Annotated in this window: 20 protein-coding genes; 4 read left to right on the top strand and 16 right to left on the bottom strand. The window is 41.2% G+C overall.

Annotation, left to right across the window (positions count from 1 at the left end; translation table 11 throughout):
- Positions 1-123: 123 nt before the first annotated feature.
- Complete coding sequence (locus tag BLP52_RS09090; protein ID WP_091710162.1) at positions 124-618, top strand: DUF2115 domain-containing protein; 495 nt, start codon at positions 124-126, stop codon at positions 616-618.
- Positions 619-856: 238 nt separating this feature from the next.
- Here BLP52_RS09090 and BLP52_RS09085 read toward each other — a convergent pair whose 3' ends face one another.
- From BLP52_RS09085 to BLP52_RS14530, 15 genes are all read right to left on the bottom strand, one after another.
- Entirely contained in the window at positions 857-1,471 is a 615-nt protein-coding gene (locus tag BLP52_RS09085) for a 4Fe-4S binding protein (RefSeq protein ID WP_091710161.1), read from the bottom strand.
- Between the two features lie 88 nt (positions 1,472-1,559).
- Positions 1,560-1,922, bottom strand: coding sequence for an HTH domain-containing protein (locus BLP52_RS09080; protein WP_091710160.1), 363 nt, complete (start codon positions 1,920-1,922; stop codon positions 1,560-1,562).
- Positions 1,923-2,040: 118 nt separating this feature from the next.
- Positions 2,041-3,513, bottom strand: coding sequence for a homoserine O-acetyltransferase MetX (metX, locus tag BLP52_RS09075; protein ID WP_091710159.1), 1,473 nt, complete (start codon positions 3,511-3,513; stop codon positions 2,041-2,043).
- Positions 3,510-4,814, bottom strand: a complete 1,305-nt coding sequence (locus tag BLP52_RS09070) for an O-acetylhomoserine aminocarboxypropyltransferase/cysteine synthase family protein (RefSeq protein ID WP_091710158.1) — start codon at positions 4,812-4,814, stop codon at positions 3,510-3,512. Before BLP52_RS09070 ends, metX begins: the two co-directional genes overlap by 4 nt.
- A gap of 311 nt (positions 4,815-5,125) precedes the next feature.
- Complete coding sequence (locus BLP52_RS09065) at positions 5,126-5,710, bottom strand: GTP-binding protein (RefSeq protein WP_091710157.1); 585 nt, start codon at positions 5,708-5,710, stop codon at positions 5,126-5,128.
- A 44-nt stretch (positions 5,711-5,754) separates the two neighbouring features.
- The gene (locus tag BLP52_RS09060; protein ID WP_091710156.1) at positions 5,755-8,472 is read right to left on the bottom strand and encodes a hybrid sensor histidine kinase/response regulator; all 2,718 of its coding nucleotides are present in this window, start codon (positions 8,470-8,472) and stop codon (positions 5,755-5,757) included.
- 166 nt (positions 8,473-8,638) lie between these two features.
- Complete coding sequence (locus BLP52_RS09055) at positions 8,639-11,098, bottom strand: hypothetical protein (RefSeq protein WP_202905756.1); 2,460 nt, start codon at positions 11,096-11,098, stop codon at positions 8,639-8,641.
- Positions 11,098-12,972 (bottom strand): vWA domain-containing protein, encoded by a 1,875-nt coding sequence (locus tag BLP52_RS09050; RefSeq protein WP_091710154.1) that lies wholly within the window; start codon positions 12,970-12,972, stop codon positions 11,098-11,100. The genes BLP52_RS09055 and BLP52_RS09050 overlap by 1 nt, the downstream gene beginning before the upstream one ends.
- A complete protein-coding gene (locus BLP52_RS09045) occupies positions 12,972-13,856 on the bottom strand; it encodes a DUF58 domain-containing protein (RefSeq protein WP_091710153.1) in 885 nt (294 codons plus the stop codon). The genes BLP52_RS09050 and BLP52_RS09045 overlap by 1 nt, the downstream gene beginning before the upstream one ends.
- A gap of 35 nt (positions 13,857-13,891) precedes the next feature.
- A complete protein-coding gene (locus tag BLP52_RS09040) occupies positions 13,892-14,863 on the bottom strand; it encodes an AAA family ATPase (protein ID WP_091710152.1) in 972 nt (323 codons plus the stop codon).
- 79 nt (positions 14,864-14,942) lie between these two features.
- The gene (locus BLP52_RS09035; protein WP_091710151.1) at positions 14,943-15,857 is read right to left on the bottom strand and encodes a DUF7502 family protein; all 915 of its coding nucleotides are present in this window, start codon (positions 15,855-15,857) and stop codon (positions 14,943-14,945) included.
- A 50-nt stretch (positions 15,858-15,907) separates the two neighbouring features.
- The gene (pheA, locus tag BLP52_RS09030) at positions 15,908-16,783 is read right to left on the bottom strand and encodes a prephenate dehydratase (protein ID WP_091710150.1); all 876 of its coding nucleotides are present in this window, start codon (positions 16,781-16,783) and stop codon (positions 15,908-15,910) included.
- A gap of 39 nt (positions 16,784-16,822) precedes the next feature.
- Entirely contained in the window at positions 16,823-18,001 is a 1,179-nt protein-coding gene (locus BLP52_RS09025) for a mechanosensitive ion channel family protein (protein ID WP_091710149.1), read from the bottom strand.
- A 124-nt stretch (positions 18,002-18,125) separates the two neighbouring features.
- Entirely contained in the window at positions 18,126-18,590 is a 465-nt protein-coding gene (locus BLP52_RS09020; RefSeq protein ID WP_091710148.1) for a nucleoside deaminase, read from the bottom strand.
- A 172-nt stretch (positions 18,591-18,762) separates the two neighbouring features.
- Positions 18,763-18,909 (bottom strand): hypothetical protein, encoded by a 147-nt coding sequence (locus BLP52_RS14530; RefSeq protein WP_162272967.1) that lies wholly within the window; start codon positions 18,907-18,909, stop codon positions 18,763-18,765.
- Between the two features lie 130 nt (positions 18,910-19,039).
- On the opposite strand from BLP52_RS14530, the gene BLP52_RS09015 reads away from it, so the two are divergent.
- From BLP52_RS09015 to BLP52_RS09005, 3 genes are all read left to right on the top strand, one after another.
- Entirely contained in the window at positions 19,040-19,333 is a 294-nt protein-coding gene (locus BLP52_RS09015) for a DUF4405 domain-containing protein (protein WP_091710147.1), read from the top strand.
- Between the two features lie 132 nt (positions 19,334-19,465).
- A complete protein-coding gene (locus BLP52_RS09010; protein ID WP_202905755.1) occupies positions 19,466-20,986 on the top strand; it encodes an AMP phosphorylase in 1,521 nt (506 codons plus the stop codon).
- A gap of 11 nt (positions 20,987-20,997) precedes the next feature.
- The gene (locus tag BLP52_RS09005; RefSeq protein ID WP_091710146.1) at positions 20,998-21,531 is read left to right on the top strand and encodes a tRNA (cytidine(56)-2'-O)-methyltransferase; all 534 of its coding nucleotides are present in this window, start codon (positions 20,998-21,000) and stop codon (positions 21,529-21,531) included.
- Positions 21,532-21,539: 8 nt separating this feature from the next.
- On the opposite strand, the gene BLP52_RS14585 is transcribed toward BLP52_RS09005, so the two are convergent.
- Entirely contained in the window at positions 21,540-21,695 is a 156-nt protein-coding gene (locus tag BLP52_RS14585) for a hypothetical protein (protein WP_202905754.1), read from the bottom strand.

Raw genomic sequence — 21,695 nt, 5'->3', positions numbered from 1 at the left:
TGATTTTAAACATAACCAAAAAAGCCCCAATTCATTTTCTATCTTTACCAACAGCAGCAAGGATTTACAGTCCCTCCACCGAATAAACACTTATGTACTTTCACCCGCAACTTCTCAGCAGCAATGAATACTTCAGAACTCCTTTCTAAGCTCCAAAAAGACAGCCGAAGCATCAGCAATTCAGACATTAGTCTTGCAAGAGCTTATGCAATGGAAGCCGTGGAACATGTTCCTGAACCATACAAAACAATCTATTCTGCTGATTATTTTGTATTCCTCTATGAAAGTTTCCTGAAAATCTGGAAATGCAGGCCAGATGAAATTGTGATACGGGAAATCGATTCAGAAGAGTATGAAGCAGCTTTTTCCAGCATAAATGAAAAAAACGATCCTGATGACAGGAAAAGAGATGCAATGAACCGTTTTGTCAGTATAGTTCACCTGTACCTGACCTTCATAGTCAAAAAACCACTGCATCCTGTGGGAATGATCTTTCCCGGCGGTTTGAAGATTACTGAGGATGGCACTTTTTATTATTGTCCGGTTAAGGATAAGCAATCAGAAACCGGTATTTCGTTCTGTGAGTTCTGTATCTGTAAGGACAGTGAAGAACAGTAAAGAATAGAAATGACAAATTGAATAACTTGAATGATCCCGAAGGGTACGGCGAAGCCGGCGCTTTTCCAAAAAGACTAAACAAAATATCTGCGAATTCCATACTTTTTCGTATACCTTCTGTATGGAATCATCGGAATGTGCCGCCTCCGGCGGATGGTTATTTTGTTTTTAGATTAAAGATTGTTTTTTGTTACTAAAAATAATAAAATAGGAGGTATGCCTGAATTAGGAAAGATATTCAGGCCTTAAATGACAGTGCTTTTGTCGGACATGCTGTAATGCATCTTCCGCACTTGATACAGTCAGGCTTTTCACTGTTGGTGTGGACATCAAGTTGCATCGGGCAGACCTTCTCACACTTGTTACAGTTGATACATTTAGAGTCATCTGTCTGGAGCTGGTACTTCTGGCCGCCGATGAGGTTCTGTACAGTTCCCATTGGACAGAATGTACACCAGGTACGTGGACTAACTGTAGTTCCTGCAATTAGTGCAATTGTAGTTGTCACCAGACACATGATAACAAAGACCATGCCAATCTGGTTGATAAGTCCATGTGTGTTGAGGAGCCTGTAGCCCATAAATCCCATCATGAGCAGGAACAGTGGAACTCTGACCCGGTAGCTTCTCAGTATTTTTGGTATTTTCTTTCCTCTCGTTATCTTCCCGACCCAGAAGTCATTGAAACTTCCTCTAGGGCAGAGATTTCCGCAGAACCATCTTCCACGGAAGACACTTGTAATAAGCAGTGTTGCAAATACGAGCAGCAGGAAATATCCCAGAAGCGGGAACCAGAGTCCTGCAATTGATACGATAACGACAAGGATTCCAAGATATGGAGTAATTTTTAGCACAATTTCACCCTCTTTTTTCTCTTATAATTTTAATGTCTTTTTTTCGAAGTATTTATATAGGCACAATTTTCAGGGGGTATTGCTGGTTCTACTGGTTCTCGTCAGCCCATGACTGCAATTCGCTGTCAACCCTCTTGACCCAGCTATTGACGATCTCCATGATAAGTTCATGAATATCCTTCTTGCTTTTGATCTTATAAACAAAGAAGTATCCTCCGCCGTCCATGTTGTTCTGAGAACGGATGAGTATCTTCCTTTCATAGAGTTTCTTTACACTTCTCTGGACAGTCGAAAGGTTAAGTTCGAGCTCTTCAGCTATTTTTTCTGTAGTAAGCCAGTCCTGCCCGTATTGCAGGAAATATTTCAATATCTGAAGTTCGGCTTTTGTCAGGTTCAGTCCGCATTTAATTACAGCTTCGATCTCAAACTCTTTACAGGCAAAGTCAACCATTTGATACCTCCAATAATCAACAGTACTGTATTAAAGTTGCAGCCATATATAAGCAGTTTCAAGTACTGAAAAAAACTGCTAAAAAACAGAAGTACTAGAAAATAGTTGAAACAGAGTCCTATTGACATCCGCCTATCATCCGGTTGATCTCATCACTGCCAATGATGCCGATTATCCGGTTATTTTCATCAACTACGGGAAGTGCAGAGATGAAATTCTGCTCCATTTTTTTTGCAGCACTTTCAATATCCTCATTTCCTTTTGCCGTGATAACATCTCTGACCATGATCCTGTCAAGAGAGTTACATTTCAATGCAACAGCCTTTGATATGTCCCATGAAGTTATTATCCCGATAAGCTCGTTTTCCTTATCCACCACAGGTAGGTGTGTAATTCCATTCTCAAACATGACCTGTGCTGTTTCCTCAATACTAAGTCCGTTCCTGATGGTCTTGATCTCTCTTTTCATGATATCCGATACAAGTGTATGGGCAAGGAAGTTACCGATAATATAACCCAATTGTCCCGATTCCAGAAGGAACGCATCATGTCCGTAACTGGATTCGATTTCCCTGTAGGTTACATCAATGTCATTGGCAGTCAATGCGGAAACTACCTCTTTTGACTGGTAAGGTGGATAAAGCCAGTCCGAGCTCACTGCTACGATTAGAAATTTTGCTCTTGCATTTTTCATTCCTTCTATCAGGGAACCATTCAATGTAAGGTCAAAGTAGTCCAGTGCCTTTGTAATATAAAGATAGGAATTAGCATCAAATCTCTTTGTGAAGGACTGTCCCTGGTAATGCAGGTAACTTTCGACCTGGAAATCAAAACCAAGATTGTAATCCAGATTCTGCTTGTCCTGAAGTCTTCTTCCGAACTTCTGGTGCATGGATGCATCACTCAGATAGGTTATGTGTCCTATCATTCGTGCCAGTGCAAGGCCGTGGATTGGTGGGGAACCTGAATAATAATCTCCATTGTTCCAGTCCGGGTCAGAGAGTATGGCCATCCTTCCAACCTCACTGAATGCTATTTGTTGAGGTGAGGAACGTGCCGTACTTGCAATAACAATTGCCTTGCCTACGCTATCAGGATATGTCACAGACCATTGAAGTACCTGAGTTCCTCCCATGGAACCTCCGATAACTGCAAAGAGTTTCTTTATACCAAGGTGGACAACAAGTTCCTTCTGAGCTTTCACCATGTCTTTTATGGTTATGAAAGGGAAAGATGTCCCGTATTCCTTCCCTGTTTCCGGATTAATGCAGGAGGGTCCGGTTGTGCCTTTGCATCCTCCAAGTACATTGGAACAGATTATAAAATACCTGTTAGTATCAATGGTTTTACCGGGACCAATTAGTGAATCCCACCATCCGGCTTTGCTTTCACCACTATGAAGTCCGGCTGCGTGTGCATCACCGGTGAGCGCATGGCATATGAGAATTGCATTGCTCTTTTCCGGGCTCAGCTTTCCGTAGGTCTCATAAGCAATTCGCACTTCTTTCAACCTTTTTCCACTATCAAGCACCAGTTCTCCCGGCAGATTGAAGACATTAGTCTCCACTATTCCGACAGATTCTTTTTTCATAGTTCCTGAGACCTTTTAAGTGCCTGGTCGATATCAGCTATCAGGTCTTCTACATCTTCAAGTCCTACGGACATGCGGATGAAATCATTCGTAACTCCGGTTGCCAGTTTCTCATCATCGGTTAACTGTTGATGTGTTGTAGATGCAGGATGGATCACAAGTGTCTTTGCATCACCGATGTTTGCAAGGTGTGATAGCAGTTCAACACTGTCAATGAACTTCTTTCCTGCTTCAAGTCCGCCTTTGATCCCAAATCCGAGAATTGCACCGTATTTTCCTTTCAGGTATTTCGTTGCAAGTTCATGGCTTGGGTGATCCTTTAGTCCGGGATAGTTTACCCACTTAACAGCAGGGTGGTTGTTCAGGAACTCTGCCACCTTGAGTGCATTACTGCTGTGCCTTTCAACCCTGAGAGGAAGTGTCTCAAGTCCCTGTAACAACAGGAATGAATTGAATGGACTAAGTGCCGGTCCAAGGTCACGTAGCAGGTGGACTCTCATCTTGGTTATGAATGCGATATTTCCAAGTCCAGGAACATCACCGAATGCTTCCCAGTATTTGAGGCCGTGATAACCAGGGTCAGGTTCTGTGAGCCCGGGGAACTTTCCGTTATCCCAGTTGAATTTACCGGAATCAACAATTATTCCGCCTATAGTTGTTCCATGTCCTCCAAGGAATTTGGTTGCGGAAAGTACCACAATGTCTGCTCCAAGATCAATAGGTTTTACAATACCGATTCCCACAGTGTTGTCAACTATAAGTGGTATTCCTGCTTCATGTGCTATTTTTGAAATTTCCTCAAGGTTTGGTACATCAAGTTTAGGGTTTCCTATTATCTCTGTGTAGATCGCCTTTGTTTTATCGGTAATCGCTTTTCTGAACTTTTCAGGCCTTGTAGAATCCACAAAGACCACTTTTCTTGCAAGGTTTTTGAATGTATTATTGAATAACTGGTAAGTTCCACCGTAGAGGTTATTGGCTGCAACTATCTCATCTCCCGGACCGGTCACACCCAGTGTTGCAAGAGTGATGGCGGACATTCCAGAGGAAACTGCAAGTGCACCTGTGCCGTCTTCAATAGCAGCAACTCTCTTTTCAAGCACATCGGTGGTGGGGTTCATGAGCCTGGTATAGATATTACCGGATTCCTTCAGTCCGAAGAGATTGGCTGCATGTTCTGCGTCCCTGAATGTGTATGATGCTGTCTGGTAGATCGGCACCGCACGTGACCCGGTTACAGGGTCAGGCTCCTGGCCTGCATGTAAAGCCAGGGTATTTGGTCCATAGTTCTTTTTGCTCATTTTGTTTCCTCTGGATTTTGTAGCGTGCTTTAGTTTTGCACTATTTTGTGATAGATGCAATCCTATATATAAATTTGCATAATTCACTTTGTGAATATTACTGTAAGTTATTATTGTATATCTTGTTACACGATTGAACATTTATATTTATGTGCTCTTAAATTTATATTTTATTGGCAGCAGATAAAACTTACAAGTAACTGTTAGAGTACAAATAAAATGCGAGCAATCTTCAAAAAAGAAATTAAAGATAAGATAACTGGAAATATATTATCCAATCTTATTATTTGATAGAATATCAAAAACAATATTTATCCCAGCAATTCAGCCGGGAAATCTTCATCATCATTTTCAGGATAATCAACTATTTTAGCTTCAGGGTTGAGCTTCCCTATAAGCTCCTTTACAGCATTTGCATGTTCATCACTATCCATCCAGGTTTTTCCCATACAAACAATCTCTGCACCCGCTGTCTGCTTTCTGACATATTCTGTAAGCTGATCATCTTCTGTTTCAAATTCAGGTGAATCAACAAGTACAACAGAAGGTAGAAGTTCCACATCAGTGAGTTCCATTCTTTCAAGGTCAGCCTTCAGTTTATGAGGCAGCACTGTTTCTTCAGCTTCGATGAAAACAGTGTCCGGATTGAACTCTTCCTGTATTGTAAGGAGATTGCTCCTGATATCTGTGTCAAGGGAACAGGGGATACATACACTGTTCACTTCTCTTGTCTTTATTCCAAGTTCTGTGAGCGTTTTTTCATCATAATCAACTTCTCCTGATTCCTGAACTATGACTCCGATCTTCTCTCCCTGTGAATTGAGATATTTTGCAAGTTTTAGAATAACTGTGGTTTTACCACTGCCTGTAGCTCCGCCTATAATGCTGACTTTCATAAGATACACTCCACAAAGGTATTGAAAAGAAACGTCCTTGAAGCTTACGGTTTAGGTGCTTGGGAGTGACGCTGGGGTTTTGACCTGCAAATCCCTCTTCTCACCGGGTTTTTGTATACAGATTTCTCTTTTCTGATGGGATATACAGGAATCTTAAAAATGAACTTGCTACCTTTATCCAGTTCACTTTCAACACGTATACATCCGTTATGCATTTTCAGATATTCTCTTACAAGTACAAGTCCCAGCCCGGCTCCTCCATATCTTCTGGTATTGGAACCATCAACCTGTACAAATGCATCGAAAATCCTTTCCCTGTCCTTTTCGGCAATACCGATTCCCGTGTCCTGAACGGAAACTTCTATCTCTTCATCTCTCATGTTCATGACAACAATGATATTCCCTTCTTCAGGTGTGAATTTGAGTGCATTTTCTATAAGGTTGTAGAGTATTTCTCTGAACTTATCGACATCGGCGGTTATGGTACCAATGTTCCTGTCAGTACTCATGCTTGTTCTGATGTTCTTTTTCTTAGCAAGCATCTCTGTGGATTCCATAACGCTTTCAGCAACCAGTACCGGGTCGAATTTTGAAAAATTAAGAGTTATACCATCAGATTCTATCTTTGAGAGGTCAAGTACATGGTTGATAAGACTTAAAAGCCGGTGACCTTCATTGTTCATAAGGCGAAGATACTTTTCCTGTTCATCATTGACTTGTCCCAGACCTCCATCAATGAGTACCTCTGAAAATCCAATAATAGAATTAAGTGGTGTTCTGAGTTCATGGTTCATATTTGCAAGGAGTTCATTTTTACAGCGGTTAGCTTCCTCAGCAGCTATCCTTGCAAGTAGCATCTGTTCCTCGGTTTTTTTGCTTTCTGTGATATCTACCAGGGTTCCAATTGCCCAATGTTTTCCACTTTTCAGATTAAAGGTATTTCCTTTTGCCAGTACCCAGATCCAATCTCCGGATTTTGTTGCCATTCGTATCTCAAAGCTGAATGGTTTTCCATTATCTACGGACTCGATGATCTCCGGTATCACAAGTTTTCTGTCATCCGGATGCATCAGTTTACCCCATGCGTCAATTGACATTGGGAACTCATCATCCTCGTATCCAAGCATGATGTATGACTTCGGATTAAAATAGAATTCATCCTGATCCAGATCCCAGACCCAGAATCCATGCTCAGAGACCATTAAGGCCAGTTCAAGTCTCTCTTCACTTTCTTTCAAGGCTTTTTCGGCTTCAACTCTTTTAGTAATGTCTCTTGAAGTTCCCTGGATAGAAACAGGTGTTCCATTTTCATCAAAAATGATCTTTCCCATAATTTCTATGGGTACGGAATTTCCTTCTTTGTTTAGCATCTCTACCTGAAATAGGATGCCTTCAGAACTAGGAGCATTCTGCATTCCGATGTGGACATATTCCATCATTTTCATGAAGTTCTCTTCATCACAATGATTGCGTAAGTTAGATCCAACCCATTCTTCCGGCAGATATCCAAGTATATCGTGAATGGCATAGTTAGAATAAGTGAATACCAGATCCATGCTCATAGACCATATGCAATCAAGTGTATTTTCCGCAAGCAGTCGATACATCTTTTCGCTGGTTTCAAGTGCTTCTTCAGCCTCTTTTTTCTCAGTTATATCAACAAGTGATCCCATGTAAGAGATAATGTTCCCAACACTGTCCCTTATCCTTGAGGCTGATAAACGCACAGGGAATTCAGAGCCATCCTTTCTTAGTGCATTGAATTCAGATTTAAAAGCGTGTTCTTTCAGCTCGTTCAGTATCCATTCTCCATCTTCTTCAGATACCACGAATTTTTTAACGCTCTTACCAATGACTTCATCTTTGTTGGTATATCCCAACATTTTGTAGGCAGCACGATTTGCATATGTAAGATTTCCATTAAGGTCAACAAGTACAATTCCATCAATACCAGATTCAATAGCCTGGTCTTTAATTCGAAGTTCATTTTCAGCTTCTACTTCTTTTGTTATATCATAAGTGTATCCAACCATTCCAACTGGATTTCCTACTCCATCCTTTACCAACCATAGTGATAGAGACCCTATGAATAATTCTCCTCCTTTTCGCAATAATCTGGTTTGTATCTGATTGTATCCTTTTGCAAGCAAAGGTTCAATGACATCATTTTGCAGTACATCCGTGTCATCTGCATGATAGAGCAGAGAAACATTATTTCCCAATGTTTCTTTGTTGGTATATCCGAATATTCTTTCGGCTCCTTTGTTCCAGCTTGTTATCGTACCTTCCAGATTGGTAGAGATTACTGAGAAGGGTGACTGTTGTACTATTTCTGACATGGATTCCAGGTCATCAATAGCTTTTTTCTTTTCAGCAAGTGCCTCTTTTACATCAAGAGCTTCTTTGATTGCAAACGGAAGTCTGCTGATACGCTCCTTGAGAATATAATCTGTAGCACCAGCCTTCATGGCTTCTACAGCTATTTCTTCATTCATGGAGCCTGTAAGAATGATAAAAGGTATATTGCTGTTATAGGTAAGTGCCAGTTCCAGTGCCCTCATGCCATCAAATTCCGGCAGCATGTAATCTGATACGATTATCTCGGGTTTGAATTCGTACAGGCCTTTTAAAAAATCATCTTCTGTCTCTGCTAAAAAAGGTTCAAAATCTATCCCACTGCTTTTAATTTTCCTTTTTGCCAGTTCCAGATCTTCAGGTACGTCTTCTACAAACAGGATCCTTAAAACCTGACTGTCAGCCATCTGACCCCCGTGTTAATAAATGCCATGAAATTCGTCCTTTTTTATCCGTGCACTATGTAGCAAATGTTACACATCTTACTATGCTAACTACTTGTTAATAAAGTTACAGGTCATTTGATAAAAAATAGTCAATAATTACAAATGAAAAAAGAAAAGTAGCAGGAATTCAGGCTTCATGCCTGATCTCTTTTTCCTGTTGCTTCATTTCCTTTATTTCTTTAATTCTTCTAATGGTCACTTCGCCAAGGAATATAATAAGAGCTGCGAGCAGGAAGTAGATCTTCTGGCTGACAGTATCCTTTACCAGTTTTTCTGAATTGGTCTGTGCTTCCTCGAATATACCCGATCGTGCTGCACTTACTGATTTATATATAGTGCCTCCGTTCGCTTTTACAAGATTCAGTATATCTTCATTAAGTCCCATATTCCGGTATTCAAGTGCATAGTTCACAGCCACAGGGTATCCGGACAGATCATGCATTCCTATTGGTTCCGGTTCGATGACTGCTTCATAGACATTTGTCCCTGTAAGTGACAGGTCAACCGTTTTTCCATCAAGCTTCAGTGTTGGGATCCCTTCATCATACATGGTAAGTTGAATTGTGCCGGGAGTGCCATACCATGTGTCAGGTGCTTCCACAACAGCGCCGGTCTTCTCGATAGGATTGCCAATAGCCCAGTTGACAGTTGAGGAAATAAGCTTTGAATTGTTGCCTGAGTACAGCTCAGTTGCCCACATGCTGTTTGCTCCAAGTCCGTTATCTGTTGTCAGAGCCGCAACCCTTCCCAGTCCATATCTCCATGTGGTAAGTATAGGTTTACCTGTGTTTGTTATAATGAGTCTGTCAGCTCCTGCCTTAGGAGTAACATCGTTGTAACCGGTGACACTGCCTTCTATATCAATGTTCTTTGTGATGAAATGTTTTGTATTGAGTTCTATTAAAGGATAAGTTCCAAGAGTCCCTGTGTCATTTTGATTCTGTGTTTGCTGAAGATCATTGAATTGAATATTTGCCCTTTCCCCCATATTTATAGGGAAATAAACGCCTCCAACTGCATTCATCAGATCCTCTGCATAGTAATTTCCATATGAATCCATCTGGGATGGTGCACTTGACTTTATATGTATGTAATAGAGATTCACGTCGCTGCTTACGATCTCTTTTGCAATTTTAAGACTGGCATCATATGATTTTTCGATACCACCATCAGATATAATTATTATATCCATCTCGCCATGTTCATCTTTCAACCAGCCCTGTGCAATGGCAAGACCCTGGTCAAGTGATGTTTCACTGGTGGCGCTAGGTGTGAGTTTTTCGATTTCGGATTGAAGTGAATCCAGAGTAGAAGCTACTCCTATAAATTGCAGTCCGCCGGATACATCTTTTCCTTGACTTCCAAAGGCAATTACACCGACGTAAGCATCCCTGAGTTTTTCATTGTTTAATATGTTCAGTGCATTTCCCAGTATGTCCCCAAGTGTCTGGTGGGCAGTTGTGCTTGGAGATATATCCAGCAGCAGGACAACATTTCGACCTCCGCTCCAATCAGTGGGTTTAGATGTTACCGGTAATATGGTTTCAATTGGAGAGTCAAGGTAACCGCCAAAGTTATAGGCATTCTCTCCTCCGACTACAATGATGCCATTTCCCTCATTGAGATAGTTCTCAAGTACTTTTACATCAGCTTCTGTGAACGTATTTGCATTGGTATTGTCAATGACCAGGGCTTTATAGTTGTCAATGTTGTCAAGTTCACCTGTTCTTGATACGTCATAGAGGTTAAGCAATATGTCTGCAAGAGGTGAATTCACGTCAAGTCCTATGGTCCTTATCTTTGGCTTCGGTATCACATAGATAGCTTTGTAGAATTCATTGTTTATAGGGTCATAATCATAGCTTGAAGGTGTTATCTTAGCTCTCAGAGTGTGTGCTCCCAGAGTTTTGAATTTGACCTGTGTTATTGGTATTGTTTTTGTACGCTCGGTCTGTGTAATGGTACGGCTGCTGATTAGTGTGTCATCGCTGTAAAGTTCATACTTGTACGTTATTTCCTGGTTCATTGCCTGTGTGACAACGAGGTTGAACTGGTTCTCATTGTTGCGTACAACGGTCTTGTCGCCTTCGATCTCAACACTAATATCGTTGTACTGGACTTCCGGCTGTACATAATATACAGTGGTTCCCATCTCCTTTGCAAACTGTAGTGCAGTTTCCACATCCTCGCCTGTATTGCTATTGCCATCCGAAACCAGCACTATCTGATTATCTCCTGTGGAATACTGTACAATAGCATCTCCAAGTGCAGTGCTGTCCCCGGTAAGACGTACGATCGATGTTGGTGTCTTTGCAGTCAGTGCTTCATAAAGGTCAGTTGCTGAGCCATTTGAGAATATCTCCATGCTTTCTGTTTCATCGGAGATAACCACAATATTCGGATTAGTATCTGATGTAATCCTGGCAACTAATATGAAAGGTGATGCCAGGGCAGTGATAAGCAAAATAGCGACAATGATACGTGATATGATAAGTCCTCTTTTAGCTCCTTTTTTTAGCAGATATATGCCTGCTATAAGAACAGGTATTATCAGCCAGAACATTTCCGGATTTTCAAAACTTACCATCAGAGCTCACCTCTCTTTCTTATAATAAGCAGCTCCAGTACAACTAATGCGAAAATAATGATTATCATATAATTATCAAGATAGTTCTTTGCAGTATACGAACTTGCACGCACGATTCCAGATCCATCGTTAGCCTGTGAGCGTTCAATAACATCTGTTCCCAGAAGTGTAGTGTCAGATTCCCTGTCATTGTAGATGTTCACTGCTATCTCTTTTCCGGCTACCTGGTAAACGCCAACCTCATCGTAAAGGACACGGCTGACCGTCTCAGTGGTGCTGGGTGTCTGGATCTCCTGTTCCTTTGCAAGTGCTGAAACAGTTCCGGTCTTGAGATTATAATCCTGTACACTTCCAGTGCCACCAAGCCAGCCGGCAAGCTTTGACCAGAATACAGGATATTCAGGCAGGTTGTGGAAATTGTTCCATGCATTCTCACCTGTAATATCGTTAATTCCCAAATACACAGAAGTTCCGTCACCAACCGGTCCATAGACCAGCATGGGTACGCCATCTTCAGTTGCAACAAGAGTTGTAGATTCTATCCTTGATGTAACATTGAGGAATTTGTACATTGCAACTTCATCATACTTGATATCCTCACTAAGCCTTGTATCCTGAACAACCGTAAGGGTCACTCCATTATCCGTATCTTCTACAGACTTAGGCATTACAGGAAGAAGTTCTACAAGTCCCGTCTTTGCATTTTCAGATGATAATGCATCACTGGCAATGAATACGACTTTTCCTCCTCCATTGAGATAACTGTTAAGGGCCGATATTTCGTTGCTTGCAAGTGCTCTTTCCTTATTGGCAATCACCACAATGCTGTAATCTGTAAGATCATCGGGTACGCCTTCAAGTTGCTTGACATTGATGGTAGGTATAAGTGAGAGTGCTAGTTTAGAAGGCAGGTCATTAATATCTGTTACAAAGAGCAGTTGCCTGTCAGATATTCTGGGAATTGAGATATAAGCGATGTTGTCTGCCGTCAGACTGTCGTCGTCAAGGATACTGACTTCTGTAATTCCAGTCCCAAGGTTTTTAAGCGTTATTTGCTTTGTCGCCTTTGCTGGTATTGTGAAAGATGTAGTTTCTGTCTTTCCGCTGTCAAGATTCTTGATCTCAACATCAACTGACTGCCTGCTGCTTCGGTAGTTCTTGATAACTCCGTTATAATTGTAACTTCCATCTGCCACTTCAATGGTTCCCTGTATTATCCCGGTGTTGTCGGCTTCCCTTCCAACAAGGAGGAACTGAACATTAAGTCCGTAGGATTCAGCAAGTTTCATGGAATTTACCGGGTCATCACCGTTCCAGCTTGCAAAATCAGAGATCACAACAATATTGCCCCCTTTCTCTGAAATTATTCTCATAGCCGCTGAGATCGCACCGGACAGGTCTGCAACCGTTGCCTTTGGTTTCATTGCTGCAAGAGCATCACGGGTTGCCTGTGCACCTGCACTTTCGATAACTACTACCGGTGTGCTTTCCGCAAGAATCACAGTATTTGTCTTACTAACATAACCCTCTGCCTTTGATATTGCATCGCTGAATCTGCCATCTGTCTGCATGCTTGCCGAGCCATCAATGACAATTACTGTATGGTCTCCGCTGAGTGCTTCCTGGCTCTCAAAATAAGGAGAAGCAGCGGCAAGTGCAAGGAGTATGAGCACAAATAATTGGATAAAGAACAAAGGGTCTTTTACAAGTTTGGATATAGACGTATAGAATCGTTTTTTCTCTTCCTTGATGTCCATGAGGAACATCAGGGAAGGGATCTGCACCTGAAGAGGTTTTGGTCTGAGCAGGTACAATAATATGAGTGGAACAACACTTGCAAGTGCACCCAGTGCCAGCGGGTTATCAAAAGGCATTACCATTTCCTCCGGCTGATGGTGTGGAAGAATGCATCAAATATCGGGATATCAGTGGTGAATGTATAGAATTCCGCACCTACTCTGCTGCATGTGTCACCGATATGGTTGATGTGATCAGTGAGCTTTTTCTGGTATTCGTTCTTCAGATCCTCACTGATATATGTATCTAACTTAACTCCCGATTCAAGGTCGATAAGCCTGCTGTGCCCGTGGATCTCAAGGGAACTTTCTGTCCTGTCAAGCACCTGCACAAGAATAAGATCATGATCGGAAAAACGGTAGATAGCAGACTCTATATCTTTTGGGTCCTGCAGGAAATCAGAGATAAGGATAACAAGTGAACGTGAGTGGATGGCTTTTCCGTACTGAATGGTAGATTCGTTGATGTCCGTTTTACCACCTATAGGGACTGTTTCAAGTCTTTCAATGGTGTTGAGCAGGTATTTTCTTCCTCTTCTGGGTTTTGAGAATTCAACATTTTCAGAGAAAGTAGATATGGCAAATTTATCATTGTCCTTGGTTACAAGATAGGCAAAACCGGCGGCAAGCATAGTGGCATATTCGAATTTACTGGGAGCATCTCCACCTGTATAGTCCATGCTCTTACTGCAGTCCAACAGAATATGGGTTGTCAGGGATTTATCTTCCTCGAATTGCCTGATATAGAGTTTCTCAGACCTTGCATATGCTTTCCAGTCAATGGATTTGATCTCATCACCCTGATTATACTCACGGTAACCTACGGTATCCAGACCTTTTCCGCTATGAATTGAACGTCTGCTACCAGCATATGCAGTTGATATTCTTTTTCTTACCATGAAGGTAAAGCGGTCAAGCTGCCTGAAGAACTCAACATCTATATTATGTCTCTTGTCGCTCATTGCAAATGCCCTTGTAAGTTAACGGCAAAACTGCCTTACTTTGTCTTCTCAAGTATACTCTTGATGACCTGATCAGTGCTAACTCCTCTTCTTTCAGCTTCAAAGGTGAGTACGATCCTGTGTCTGAGTACAGGATATGCCATTGCATCGATATCCTCGGCACTGACGAAGTTGCGTCCCTTGATAAGTGCCCTTGCCTTTGCAGCCAGGATAAGACCAATGGATGCCCTTGGAGATGCACCGTATTCGATGAACTCGCTGCTTATACGTGTTGACATGACGATCTTGATCGCCCTGTTCCTGATGTCATCGGCAACAGGCACGTCCCTTGTGAGTCTTTGAAGGTCAAGCAATGTATTCTTGTTAACAACTTTGTTGACGCTTGGGGAAATTGATCTTGTATAACGGTTAACGATCTCGATCTCATCCTCATAGCTTGGGTAATTCACCAGGATCTTTAGCAGGAACCTGTCAAGCTGAGCTTCCGGAAGTGGGAATGTTCCTTCCATTTCTATCGGGTTCTGGGTTGCCAGTATGAAAAAAGGCTGCTCAAGAATGTAAGTATCATTTCCCACAGTGATCTGTTTTTCCTGCATTGCTTCAAGCAAGGATGATTGTGTCTTGGGTGATGCACGGTTAATCTCATCAGCAAGCACGATGTTTGCAAAAATAGGTCCTGGTTCGAACTTGAATTCCTTATGACCGCCGGATTCCTCTATTATCTGGGTTCCTGTGATGTCTGCAGGCATAAGATCTGGTGTACACTGTATCCTGCTGAAGTTCAGATCCATTGCCTTTGATATAGTGGAAATTGTAAGGGTTTTTCCAAGACCGGGGTTACTCTCCACAAGTGCATGCCCGTTACAAAGTATTGCGATCACTATCTGTTCAACTGTTTCTTTCTGGCCTACAACTACCTTTCCTATTTCATTGAAAAGGGTCCCGAACATATCGCCAGCCATTTTGTATGTTTGCGACAGGTCCCTTGAGTTCATCTCACTAGCCATCTGTTATCTCCTTTATCTTTGTCCTGTGAATTAGATGTATTAATAGAATTTAGTAATATTTTGGTATTATTTATGTTATTCAATTAGCCTCAGCCAACGCTTTAAAGTATTCTTTGATGATACTTTCGTAACCCTGTGGAAGTTTGTCATTATAGGTCTGGGATGAAATGACACTTCTCTCGTAAGGTGATGACTGGTCAAAGTTGGTGTCTGATTCCTGTGATGTATTTCCCTCTGTAAATCCGACACCTGAGCCTGCAGGGAGTGTCAGATCAACTTCTTTCCCGTCTTGAACAATTATCGCAGTATCTCCTGTTAAGTTCTCTGTGCCTGAACTAGTGCCGTCTTGATTTCCTTCGTTGTTGAATACAAATACATCGTTTCCTGACGTAGCATCGCCATTACCAATTCCGGGTATCTCATTTACCAGGTCTCCAAGTGTACTCTGGTCAAAAAGACTGGTACGGACATCATTGTTTACAACATAGACTGTTGCTACACCGGATAACAGAATAAGTACAACTCCAATTACCAGTTTTCTCTTTGTAAGAAGTTCAGATGAAGCGATCACTGCTATCTTTGAGGACACCGAGTTGAGAAGATCTGCAACGATGAGGTTTGTTTCATTGGAATTGTCATATGCCGTTCTAAGCTTTTCATGCAGTTCCGGATTCTTTTTCTCAATAAGAGGGATAGCTTTGGTCCTATCATCTCTGAGATGGCGTAGCAGTGTTATTATGAGTGAGAGAAAAGCTGCTATTAATGAAAGTGCAACAGTTTCAAATGCAATGCTGGTTCCCAGAATATCATAGGAGGTACCTGCACGGACTTCAAAATTGCTGATATATGGGAAAACCTGATCAAGGCGGAAATAGAAAAATAGTAGATACAGAATGATAGCAGTTCCAAGAAAATCCAGAATTTTGTATAACCTGCGATATCTTTTCAGTGCAGCTTCCTGTTTTTTAACAAAACTCCTGATGTCTATACCCATAATTGCACCGCTTTTTTCTGAAAGGTAATTTCAAGTGATCTATATAATCTTTAATTGGATTCGCAACAGGAATTAAGTCCCGGATACGAACCAAGCATTTTTAACATCCCTACGCTCGACTCTATGTTATATATTGCATCTTTTATAATATCGTCGCTTATGTTACCTTCAAGGTCAATGTAGAAAACGTAATCTCCCAGTACCTTCTTTGATGGTCGCGACTCGATCCTTGTAAGATTGATATTGTTCCTTGCAAATTCTCCGAGTATGGAATAAAGTGCACCTGGACGGTCACGGTCAAGATAGACTATTATTGATGTTTTATAAGTACTGTATGGATCTGCCTGTTTCAGGGATTTGATCATGTTTTCTGTTGTTTCTGACCTTGTAATAACAACAAAACGTGTGTGATTGTGTTTCCTGTCCTGTATATTGGGCATAAGGATATCCAAATTATAAACGTCCGCTGTTTCCGGGGAAGCTATGGCAGCCATTTCCTCAAATTCAGTTGCAAGCTTTGCAGCATGTGATGTACTTCCTGTTGTTCTCAGCTCTGCAAGGGGGAATGTCTTTTTCAGGAAATTACGGCATTGTCCCAGGCCCTGGGGATGCGAGAGAATTACTCTGATATCCTCTTTTTTTCCTCTTGAAAGAAGGCAGTGCTCTATTGTTACAATTGTCTCTCCGATAATGTTCACATCTTTTTCCAGAAGCAAGTCAAGAGTAATACCTACTGAACCTTCGATTGAATTTTCCAGAGGCACTACGCCGATTTCGCATTTTTTGTTTTCCAGCAGGGAAAAAACATCCTGGATATCCGAGCAATGCTCCAGGCTATTATCGTCTCCACATACATTTCTTGCAATCCACTGCTTTGCAGCTTTTTCTGAATATGAGCCTTTAAGCCCGAGTACTCCAATTCTCATTTTGTTCCTCAATGAACGTGGTCTAAGAAAATCCTGTCATCATTCTTGTTCAAGAGCCTTAAATATTTTCTTCTCAAGGTCTTCATGCCTGTTGTCCAGAATGGTTATATCCTTTTCAGCGCTGACAAGTTTTTCTACATATTCATCGTCTTTATCGTCTGGAAGTGAGGTTATGTCAGGCAGATCTTTAAGCGCCTGTATTTCCGGGTTGATATTTTCTTCCATTTTAGCAAGAATACCGATCTGCTCTTTTAACTCATCCCTTATATTCTCATCTGCTATTTCTTTTATCTTATCTTCCATGTCCTTTCTGCGAGCAGGAAGCTTATCAGCTATTGTATAGATTCTGTCAAGCATCTGTGCCATTATGGCTTTATCAAAGATGATCTCTTCAGTCTGGACTTCAGGTTCTTTTTCCTTTGGAACTTTTCTTGCATCTTCCTTTGGAGGCATACACACATAGTCCTCGCTGAAAACTCTCTGGTTCATATATGTGGGTGAAACGATCTCTATGTCCGAATTGTGCAGGTTATCAATAACGTTCTTCTTAAAATCGGATCTTGTAGTGATGATTCTGTCCACATCCTTCAGAAGCCCTCCGACTTTATAGCTTATTGAAAAGTCTCCCAGTTTTTCAACATGCACAAAAGGATTCTCAAGTCCCGTTATTTCAGCAGCCTGAAGAAGACTTTTCTCTATTTTCACTCTGGGTATATTGTATCCCAGTGAAACACTTGTAGTAATAATAGTACCCGATGATCTTATGGTCTTCAGGGGTTTTGAGACAAGGGTCAGATTTGGAATTGTTATAAGGTCGCGGTCAATAGACTGTACCTGAGTGTTCAGGAAGTAGATCTCTGTAACCCTTCCAAAAGTTCCATCGGTTTTGATAAAATCTCCTACTCTGAATGGATTTATCATACGGAGCATGATGCCTGCCATTGCATTTGCTACAAAGGTCGTAGAAGAGAAAGTGATTATAGCACCAATAACAATACTTACAAAAGTCAGGACCAGGTTCTTGTCCTCAACATTAATTGGCAAAGTAAATATTGTAAGTATAAGCCCAATTACTATTACTAAGATGTAGATTATTTGCTGAATTATCCTTTCCCTGGAAAATATGTTCTTTTTATGGAACAGATAATCAAAAATAAGTATCAACGAGAGGGTTGCCAGTAATGAGATTATAGCCGGTATAAATTGATTAATGTCCACGTTTCCCCTCGTATATTATTTAGCAAATTCCATTAGCCTTATTTTGATAATTGACTTAATTATCATCAATTCATCCTATATATAAAGTAGATTGTATAAAGGTTGATTTAATCGGTGTTTTCAACTAATACATTTTTTTATCGTTCTTTTCATCCCATTCTTTGAGAAGCTCAAGACACTCCTTTCTATTAATGTTGACTATTTCCACTGCATTCTCGGTGTCTTCGCCCCTGATCAATTTGTAAAAAAGGTTGTCATCAAAACCTATTGCAGCAACATCTTCTTTGTTAGTGCCAAAATATACTTTTCTAATTCGTGCCCAGTAGATCGCTGCAAGACACATGGGGCATGGTTGCGAGCTGGTATAGATCTCACAGTCAGAAAGGTCGAAGTTCTCAAGTATCCCAGATGCCTGCCTGATTGCCAAGACTTCAGCATGGGCTGTCGGGTCATTGGTAAGTAAAACCTTATTGTGGGTTCTGGATATTATTTTCCCATCTCTGACAATAATTGCTCCGAAAGGTCCTCCGTGGTTGTGTTCCATTCCCTCACGTGCTTCATCTATTGCAGCCTGCATGAAATTGTCCATGAGACATTATAATTATTTATTGGTTTTAAATGAACTGGTAGCTTCAAGTGATATATTGAGTACTATTAAGAATATTATTCAAAATAAAGCTTTATGGTACAGTTATTTAATAAAATAATCAACATTATATCTTCATCCTTATTTCAAAACTTTAGATTCTTTTAAATCTAAATTAAAGCTTTATTTTATCTTTTTTATGGTAAGTATCTTTATATTTGCATTTGAGAATCTTCGAATTGTAAGATCGCATGTTAGCGTACCACCAACCACCATCATCACCAACCACCAATGTACCACCATACATGTCGTACACCACCATAACATGCGATCTTTCTAACTAATAATCACAATTTTCCATCATAACACTACAACTATCCACAGATTACTATTAGAGAAAACCAACAAAAACCACTAAAGTCAAAAAATTAATTATAAAGAGGATTGGATAAATGAAGAAAAATACATTAAATTATATTGTGGACATACCATTGTTAGCACAATCAGTCATAGTAAGCGTAACAGGAGTTGTCCTGATGTTTGCCGGTCATGGTACCAGTTTGCTTGGATATAGCAGCCGGGAACTGCTCCAGTTTCATGAACAGATAGGACTTCTAATGGTTGCATTCTCAGTTATACATCTGGTATTGCACTGGAAGTGGATGGCCTGCACAACAAGGAACTTCTTCAGTAGTAAGAGCAGATCACCTGTAATTTGTGAAGCAGTATATCCAGTAGAAGATTAAATTAATTAATAAAAGGATATCTGGCATCTTGTGTACTCTATAATTCCAGATCATTCCAACCTTATTTTTCAGCTAACCATAAAGCTATTTATTCCTTCGCGTATTTCCCTGTTATATTATAAAGGTGAAATAATGCAGCTAAAAGTTCAGCCTATTGATATCAAGGTCGGCAAATATAAAGTAGTAATGAATATTATCGATGCAAAGGAGATCGGTGTAAATGAAGGTGACAGGGTAAGGATAAGAGATCATAAGGTCCTTACAGCCATTGTAGACTTTACCGAGGATATGATAGCTCCCGGAATGATAGGTTTGTATCATGAAGTGCAGGAACAGCTCAAGAAAGAGTGGACAGAAACAGTTGAAGTCGAACCTGCAGAGAAACCAAAATCCGCACGCATAATTCGAAAGGTTATGGATGGCAACAGGCTGGAAAGAGATGAGATATATGAGCTTATCAAAGATATCGTTGAAGAGAATCTGAGTGATATTGAACTTGCTGCATTCCTGACTGCAACCTATATCAAAGACTTGAGCGAGGATGAGACCGAGTGGCTCACCAAGGCCATGATCGATACTGGTGAACGTATTGAATTTGCCACCACACCTATTATGGACAAACACTCCATTGGAGGAGTTCCCGGAAACAAGATATCCCTTTTGATTGTTCCTATTGTTGCAGCTAATGGTTTGCTCATTCCAAAGACAAGTTCCCGTGCAATTACAGGTGCAGGAGGAACTGCCGATCTTATGGAGATCCTGGCTCCTGTAGAGTTCACTGCCCAGCAGATAAAAGAAATGACCGAGAAAGTAGGCGGAGTAATTGTATGGGGCGGTGCAACCAATATCGCACCTGCCGATGACAAGCTGATCCGGATCGAGTATCCACTTTCAATTGACCCGCACTGCCAGCTTCTGGCTTCGATAATGGCTAAAAAAGGTGCAGTAGGAGCTCAGAAAGTTGTAATGGATATTCCTACCGGTGCCGGTACAAAGATACCTGATGTGAAGACCGGAAGAAAACTTGCAAGAGACCTCATCAACCTTGGAGAACGCCTCGGAATGGATGTCGATTGTGCACTTACATACGGCGCTTCTCCTGTTGGAAGAACAGTTGGTCCTGCACTAGAGGTAATAGAGGCTTTGCAGGTCCTTGAAACAATGGAAGGTCCTAACAGTCTTATTGAAAAAAGTGCGGTACTTGCAGGTATGCTTCTTGAGATGGGCGGAGTTGCTGCAAAAGGTCAGGGTCACGACCTTGCCATAGAAACACTGAAGAACGGTAAGGCATTTGCAAAACTAAAGGAGATAATTGAGATACAGGGCGGAGACCCTAATGTAACTTACAGGGACATCAAAGTAGGGCAATATACTGCAGAATTGAAAGCTCCTACAAATGGTTATGTCCTTGAGTTCCACAACAAACGCATTGTTCAGATAGCAAGGCTTGCAGGTGCTCCCAATGACAAAGGTGCAGGTGTAAGAATACACAAGAAACGTGGTGAAGCAGTAAAAGCCGGTCAGCCTGTACTTACGATCTACGCCGAAAAGGAAGACAAGCTGGCAGATGCCATCAAGAATGCAAGAGAAGATCTTCCAATAGTAGTAGAAGGTATGCTTCTTGAGAGAGTCGCTGACGTTAAAGAACTCTGAAAACGATCACTATGCCTGAAAAAATAGTAATATTAAGGCTTGGCCACCGTCCGCAGCGTGATAAAAGGATAACAACTCATGTTGGCCTGACAGCACGCGCCTTCGGTGCCGAGGGCATGCTCCTGGCATCGGATGATAAAAAGCTCTCAGACAACATTGCAGATGTTTCCAACCGTTTTGGTGGGAATTTCTATGTTAAGAACGATGTGAGCTGGAAAACCGAGATCAAGAAATGGAAGGAAGACGGTGGCAAAGTGTGCCATCTGTCAATGTATGGAATTAATCTCCCGGATGCAGTTCCAGAGATCAGTAAATGTGAAAAGCTCATGATAGTCGTTGGTGCTGAAAAAGTTCCGTTCGAGATATATGAGATGGCCGACTGGAATGTTGCAGTTGGAAATCAGCCACATTCAGAAGTTGCTGCGGTGGCAGTAACTTTGGATCGTATATCATCAACCGATCCTTTGAGGACAGAATTTGAAGGTGGAGAATTAACAATAGTTCCTGAGAAATGTGGAAAAAATGTTATAGACCGGAGAGAATAAAAATCTCTTCAATCTTTTTTTACAGAAGGACCCCTGTATATCCTTCTTCTTTCATAATCTCCGTATCCACGATGTTTTGGATCTTCTCTTCTTTTAATATGCTGCTCAAAGAGCTCATCCAGTTCATCTTCGTCCATTTCTTCTTTTTTCTCTTTTTCTGGCAT

It is taken from the genome of Methanolobus vulcani (genome assembly GCF_900100715.1).
Lineage (GTDB): Archaea > Halobacteriota > Methanosarcinia > Methanosarcinales > Methanosarcinaceae > Methanolobus > Methanolobus vulcani.
Note: the sequence above shows the minus strand (reverse complement) of the source record. Positions and strands in the feature narration are given on the sequence as shown.